The organism is Streptomyces colwelliae (assembly GCF_048158785.1).
Lineage (GTDB): Bacteria > Actinomycetota > Actinomycetes > Streptomycetales > Streptomycetaceae > Streptomyces.
Genome location: NZ_JBLTJC010000591.1, coordinates 1 through 4,288 on the forward strand (window position 1 = coordinate 1; position 4,288 = coordinate 4,288).

The window sequence follows — 4,288 nt, forward strand, 5'->3', positions numbered from 1 at the left end:
GTGGGTGGGTTGTAAGTCAATTCCGAGGCGATGTCTCGGAATTGGTTGAGGATGGGGTTCATGTGGGGTGAGTGGAAGGCGTGGCTGACGTCGAGGCGTCGTATGCGTCGCCCTTGTTTTTCCAGTGCTGGGCCAGCTGCGTGACGGTGTTGTGGTCTCCGGAGAGGACGAGGGAGGTGGGTGAGTTGATGGCGGCGATGGAGACGCGGTCGTCGTCGAGTCCTGGCAGGATCTCGGTCTCGGTGGCTTCTACGGCGATCATGGTGCCGCCGGTGGGGAGTTGCTGCATGAGGCGGGCGCGGGCGGAGACCAGCTTGGCCGCGTCTTCGAGGGTGAGGACGCCTGCGGCGTGGGCGGCGGAGATCTCGCCGATGGAGTGTCCGGCGAGGAAGTCGGGTCGTACGCCGAAGCTGTCGAGGAGTTTGAACAGGGCGGTGTGGAAGGCGAACAGGGCGGTCTGGGTGTAGAGGGTCTGTCCGAGAAGGTCCGCGTCTTCCCCGAACATGACGTCCCGCAACGGGAGTTCGAGATGCGGGTCGAGGAGTGCGCACACCTCGTCCAGGGCCTGGGCGAACACGGGATAGGTGTCGTACAACTCCCGTCCCATTCCGGCCCGTTGCGAGCCCTGCCCCGAGAACAGGAACGCCACCCTCGGCGTCTCGACAGCCGTACCCCGAAGGAGGTGCGGTGCCTGGTCGCCCGAGGCGAGTGCGGTGAGGCCGTCGAGCAGTTCCTCGCGTGAGGTGCCGACGATGCCCGCGCGGTTCTCGAAGGCGCTGCGGGTCGTGGTGAGCGAAGAGGCGAGATCGAGGAGGTCCGTCTCGGGTGCCGTGCGGACACGCTGGGCGAGCCGCGCGGCCTGCGCCCGCAGCGACACCTCGCCTCGGGCGGACACCAGCCAGGACAGCGGGCGCCCGGCCGAGGGGGACGTGCGGGTGGCGCCCGTGGCGGCTGTGGGCCTGCGGCGGGGCGCCTCGGTGAGGACGACATGGCAGTTGGTTCCGCCCATGCCGAACGAACTCACGCCGGCGATCAGCCTCTTGCGCGGCTGCGGCCACGTCGTCAGGCCGGTCTGTACACGCAGGCGCAACTCGTCGAGCGGGATCGCAGGGTTGGGCGTGGCGTAGTTGAGGCTGGGAGGCAGTCTGCGGTGGCGGATACTCAACGCGACTTTGAGCAGACCGACGATGCCGGCCGCGCCTTCGAGATGACCGACATTGGTCTTCGCCGATCCGACGGCGAGCGGGTGGTCCGCAGGACGGTGACGTCCGATCGCCTCACCGAGTGCGGCGGCCTCGACAGGGTCGCCCACCGGGGTGCCGGTGCCGTGGAGTTCGACGTACTGGACGGCGTCGGGTGTGATACCCGCCTGTTCGTGTGCGGCCCGGACGACGTCCGCCTGCGCGGCAGCGCTCGGCACGGTCAGTCCGTCGGTCGCGCCGTCGTTGTTCACAGCGGAGCCGCGGATCACGCACACGATGTCGTCGCCGTCACGCAGGGCTTGGTCGAGCGGTTTGAGGACGACGAGACCGCCGCCCTCGCCGCGCACGTATCCGTTGGCCCGCGCGTCAAAGGTGTAGCAGCGTCCGTCGGGCGAGAGCCCTCCGAACCGGGACGCGCCCAGGGCGCTCTCAGGCGCAAGATTGAGGTTGACGCCACCGGCGATGGCGAGGTCGGTGGCGCCGGAGCGCAGACTGTCCACTGCGAGGTGCACGGCGACGAGGGCCGACGACTGGGCGGTGTCGACGGTCATGCTCGGCCCGCGCAGACCGAGCGCGTAGGAGAGGCGGTTGGCGATGACGCTACGGTGCAGTCCGGTGACCGAGTGGCGGCCCACCGCCTGGAAGCCATAGGCGTGCAGCAGTTTGGCGTAGTCGTCCCAGATGGCGCCGACGAAGACGCCTGTGCGGCTCCCCGCCAGCCGGGCCGGCACGATACCGGCGTCCTCCAGGGCCTCCCAGCCGAGTTCCAGTACCAGGCGCTGCTGCGGGTCCATGGCGGCGGCCTCGCGCGGGGAGATCCCGAAGAAGGCCGGGTCGAACCCGTCGACCCGGTCGAGGAAACCGCCGCGTCGGGTGCGGTCCCAGTCGCCGTCAGGATCGTCCTCGGCCGTGGGCGCCTCGCCGGTCCAGCGGTCGGCCGGCACGTCGGACACGGCGTCGGTGCCGTCGCGGAGCAACTGCCAGAACGCGGCGGTGTCCTGGGCTCCGGGAAGGCGGCACGACAGTCCGATGACGGCGATCGGCCGGTCCCCGTCGGTGCCGTCCGGCTGCCGCACCGGCTCGGTCCGCCGGGGGAGTGAGGAATCGGACCTGGGCTCCATGGTGCTCGACCACCCCTCGTCGTCACTGCGCACACTGGCTGCGGCTGGATCTGCCGCACCGATGATCAGGTTCACGGGGTCGGCTAACGATGCCCTTGCCTTGCCCTAAAGCATCCGAAAGGGCGTGTCCGAGGCGTGTATGCCGGCCTGCTCCCGAGGTTGCTCCGCGGGACGGGCGGACCGAGCGATGCCGGCGCGGCTCCCGGACATCACCACCAGAGCCACGGCATCGGCCCTGGAGCCTGTCCGGCGGCGGATCACACCGCATACGCGGGGTCTGGCACGCCCTCCTCTGCCTTGCAGTCGGACGGACCAGACCACTCCGGCGCTGACCAGGCGCGGTTGTCTTCCTACGACCTGATCCGCCGGGCAGGCCCTAAGCGGCGCTTCAGGACCGCCGACCACGATGGCGGGACGCCCGGGCATCCCGGGCGCGACGTGCGAGGGGAGGAAGCGGTATGAGGCTGAGGTTCTGGCTGGCGAAGGCCGGTGCCGTCACGGTGAAGATCTTGATCCATCTCGGCAGCGTCAGCTTCTTCGCTGTACCGCTGCCAAGCGTCCACTACCCGGACGCCGGCGCCGACCCCGGTCCGCAGGAGGCCTGGCCGCCGGGGGCGGCGCACGGTCCGTATGGGGGTGGCGGCCGTACCCAGGAGCCACCGGCCGGCCATCCGGAGCGGCACTGCGCGGGCCCGCCGAGCCGGATCGAGCGGGAGTTGTGGGCGGGGCTGGGCATCGACGTGGACCGGGCCGGAAGTTGACGGGCCGTCACGGTTGGGGCGAGCGCCGGTTTTAGCGGGGCCAAGGGTTCCCGTTAGCGGTGCGTCCTAGCGTCGTGGCGTTTCTCCGGCGTGCGACGAGGTGAGGGTGGACATGGCGGACTTCACGATGACGATCGACGGCGAGAGGGTGACCTCGGCGAGGACGTTCGGTGTCGTCAATCCGGCGACCGGCGAGGTGTGGGCCGAAGCGCCCGACTGCTCGCCCGGGCAACTGGACGACGCGCTGCGGTCGGCCAGGGCGGCGCAGCCCGGCTGGGCCGCGGACCTGGCGGCGCGCCGCACGGCACTGCACGCGGCGGGGGACCTGCTGATGGCGAGGGTCGGGGAGATCGCACCGGTCCTCACCGCCGAGCAGGGCAAGCCGCTGAAGGAGGCCGCCGAGGAGGTCTTCGGGTTCGGCTACTGGCTGAAGTACTACGCGGATCTGCCGGTGCCGCGAGAGATCCTTCAGGACGACGAGAGCGCGTTCGTGGAGGTGGTCCGCCGACCGGTGGGGGTGGTCGCCGCGATCACGCCGTGGAACTTCCCGCTGGTGCTCGCCTCCTGGAAGGTGGCGCCCGCGTTGCTGGCCGGGAACACCGTGGTGCTGAAGCCCTCGCCGTACACCCCGCTGGCCACGCTGAAGGCCGGCGAGGTGCTGGCGGAGGTGCTGCCCGCGGGGGTGCTCAACGTGGTGAGCGGCGGCGACGAGCTGGGCGCCAGGCTGACCCGGCACGAGATCCCCCGCAAGATCAGCTTCACCGGCTCGGTCCCCACCGGCAAGACCATTGCGGCCGCCGCCGCGCCGGACCTCAAGCGGCTCACCCTGGAACTCGGCGGCAACGACCCCGCCATCCTGCTCGACGACGTGGACCCGGCTGCCGTCGCCGACCGCCTCTTCGGCGCGGCCTTCGCGAACAACGGACAGGTCTGTGCGGCGGTCAAGCGGGTCTACGCCCCCCGGTCGCTGTACGGCGAGGTGGTGGAGGCGCTTGCCGACCGGGCGCGACGCGCGCAGGTCGGCGACGGCACTCACGACGGTGTGGAACTCGCGGGTGACGGTTCCGTGAGCGAGGGGGTGTCGGGTGTGGACCTCGACGCGTACGCCGCCGCGCTGACCGCCTACCGGCTCCTGGCGAGTTCGGCGCACGTCCTCGGTGTGAGCCTGGACCGCGTCCCGGCGTGGCCCGTCAACGTGGCCGCC

Annotated in this window: 3 protein-coding genes; 2 read left to right on the forward strand and 1 reads right to left on the reverse strand. The window is 70.8% G+C overall.

Annotation, left to right across the window (positions count from 1 at the left end; all coding sequences use genetic code 11):
* Positions 1-58: 58 nt before the first annotated feature.
* Complete coding sequence (locus ACNFOC_RS51465) at positions 59-2,323, reverse strand: type I polyketide synthase (RefSeq protein WP_416965879.1); 2,265 nt, start codon at positions 2,321-2,323, stop codon at positions 59-61.
* A 458-nt stretch (positions 2,324-2,781) separates the two neighbouring features.
* Between ACNFOC_RS51465 and ACNFOC_RS51470 the strand changes: the two genes are divergently transcribed.
* Complete coding sequence (locus tag ACNFOC_RS51470; RefSeq protein ID WP_416965880.1) at positions 2,782-3,084, forward strand: DUF6059 family protein; 303 nt, start codon at positions 2,782-2,784, stop codon at positions 3,082-3,084.
* Positions 3,085-3,196: 112 nt separating this feature from the next.
* Positions 3,197-4,288, forward strand: a 1,092-nt coding sequence (locus ACNFOC_RS51475) for an aldehyde dehydrogenase family protein (RefSeq protein ID WP_416965881.1), incomplete at its 3' end; no start/stop codon positions are given.

Bases quoted from the DNA above. Each gene is read 5' to 3' on its own strand.
- ACNFOC_RS51470 (WP_416965880.1), top strand. From the start codon at position 2,782: ATGAGGCTGAGGTTCTGGCTGGCGAAGGCCGGTGCCGTCACGGTGAAG.
- ACNFOC_RS51465 (WP_416965879.1), bottom strand. From the start codon at position 2,323: ATGGAGCCCAGGTCCGATTCCTCACTCCCCCGGCGGACCGAGCCGGTG.